1 protein-coding gene is annotated in these 2,577 nt (G+C 63.3%); it reads left to right on the top strand.

Features of this window, described 5'->3' with window-relative positions; all coding sequences use genetic code 11:
* The coding region (locus AC6FTP_RS26865; RefSeq protein WP_497209970.1) for an Ig-like domain-containing protein at positions 1-2,577 on the top strand (2,577 nt) is incomplete at both ends.

Here is a 2,577-nt window from a genome sequence, read left to right as displayed (position 1 = left end):
GTCTATGAAGTCACCGTCACCGCCACCGACAACGGCTCTCCAAACCTGAGCGGCTCACAGGCCCTGAGCGTGACCGTAACCAACGTCAACGAAGTCCCCAGCTTCGTGAAAGGCGCGGATCAACTGCTGCCCTACAACACCAGCAGCGCGCAGACCGCCACTGGCTGGGCCACGAGCATCGACGATGGTGACAGCACGGTGACGCAGGCGCTGACTTTCAACATCAGCAGCAACAGCAATGTCGGGCTCTTCACCACCGCGCCGAGCATCGACAGCAGCACGGGCACGCTGACCTACACGCCGAACGGCAGCGCAGGTACCGCCACCATCGGCGTCACTCTCACGGACGATGCCACGATCAACGGCAACGCCGCGCTGACCTCTGGTGTGCAAACCTTCACCATCACCGTGCAGCCGGTGCCTGACTACACCGTCGCCACCACGACCACCACGGTCACGGTCACGGACATCAGCGGCAATGGCGATACCCTGAGCTTCACCGACGGCGGTGCTCACGCCACCTTCGCCGCCGCAGGCCGCACCTTCAGTCTGAATGGCGGACTCCATGAGACCGGCAGCATCAATCTCACCTACGCCAGCCTGCCAGGCATCACCGGCATCATCATCCATGCCGCTGGAGGCAATGACACGGTCAACATCGGCGACTTCAGCGCCTTGAGCGGGTTCCCCGCTCTCACAGTCAACGGCGGCACCGGCGACGACACGGTGAATCTCAATGGCGACATCACCTTCGCCACCGATGCCAGCCTCGACTTGGATCTGCAAAACGACGATATGACGCCGGGCGTGGACATCGTGAACGTGGCGGCGAATGCCAACCTCCTCACCAGCGGCACCGGCGCGATCACGGCAAAGGTAAGTCGGAACGTGTCGATGGCTGCGGGCTCCAGCTTCGAGACGGTGAATGGAAACCTCACCTTGCAGGCGAACCAGCAGGTGACGGGGGCGGCGGGAGACTTCATTGGCATCGACATCAACAATGCCGCCGTGAAAACGTCGGGAACGGGCAATGTCAGCCTCACTGGCAAGGGTGGTAACGGCAGCTCCACGGTGAACTTGGGCATCAAGGTGCAGGCCGGGGGTAGCGTGGAATCCACCGCGACCGGGTTGGGCGCGGGCCAGGGACTCGTGACGCTGAACGGCACCGGCAGCGGCACGGGCAATCATAGCCATGGGGTCCAGGTCACTGGCGCAGGCTCGAAGGTGATCTCTGTCGACGGGGATATCGCCATCATCGGGGAGGCCGGTTCGGGTGCCAGCTCGTCTGGGCTGCAGATGACCACCGGCAACCTCCTTTCAACAGGCACCGCGAATGTGGCGGTCGCTGCGGACAGCATGGACATAGCCAGTGGAAGCATCAATGCGGGCACGAGGAACGTGACCCTGCGCCAGAAGACCAACAGCCAGTTGATCAATCTCGGCGCTGCCGACAGCGCAGGCACGCTCGGTCTCAGCGATGCCGAACTGGATCTCGTCTCCGCAGGCACGCTCAATATCGGCGATGCCAACAGCGGCGCGCTCACCGTCAGCGCCGCTATCACGCGCAGTGCGGCGACGGTGCTCAACCTTGCCTCCGGCGCTAACATTGACCTCAGCACCGGCTCGCTCGACAGCGCGGGTGGCAACGCCACGCTCAATCCCGGCACCAACGTCTTCGCCAGCAACAGCGGCGTGGACGTGACGACGGGCGCGGCCTCCACGCTGACCATCCCGAGCGCGGACAGCCTGAAGATCGTGATCGACGGAGCCACGGCAGACAGCGGCTTCACGCAGCTCAATGTCGCCGGTCTCATCGACCTCACGGGAGCGGCCCTCTCCCTCAGCGGCGGTTACACGCCTTTGACCAATGACATCCTGACCATCGTGAACAACGATGGGGTGGACGCCGTCACCGGCACCTTCAGCGGGCTTGCTGAGGGCGCGGTTGTCACCTTCAACGGCATCCCGCTGACGGTCAGCTATGTGGGTGGCAGCGGCAATGATGTGACCCTTTCCTACCTGAATGAAATCGTCGTTCATAACGGCAGCCACAGCCTGGCTCCTGAGTTGAGCGATGGTCAGGTCACCGTCGTGGATTTCGGCAGCACGGCTCCGAACGTGGCCAGCATGCGCAACTTCCTGGTGCGCAACACGGGAGATGCGGATCTGACGATCTCCAGCATCACGGTGCCTTCCGGCTACATCACCAACGGTGCCGCCGCCACGCTGGCATCAGGCACCTCCTACAGCTTCCAAGTCTCGCTCAGCAGCGCCACTCCAGCCACCTATGCAGGCAATGTCGTCATCAACAGTGATGACCTCAACGAGGCTGCCTTTGACTTCCCCATTACCACGACCGTCGTCGCTCCAGGCAGCGCTCCTGTTGTCAGCGTGGGAGAAACCGTCGCCGTCCAGGGTGCCACCGGCAGCGCTGTCCTCGGTGGGCCGGTCGGCTCCACACTTTACAGTCTCATCGGGTCTCCGGCGATCAACTCCAGCGGCGTGCTCGCTTCAGCCGTCCAGATCCGCCATGCCGATGCCAGCCTGCATACAGGCATGATGGTCGGCCAGCCGCTG

This window comes from Prosthecobacter sp., from assembly GCF_044378005.1.
In the GTDB taxonomy this organism is placed as follows: Bacteria; Verrucomicrobiota; Verrucomicrobiia; order Verrucomicrobiales; family Verrucomicrobiaceae; genus Prosthecobacter.
The sequence above is the reverse complement of the archived record's forward strand: the minus strand, read 5'-3'. Positions and strand labels throughout refer to the sequence as shown.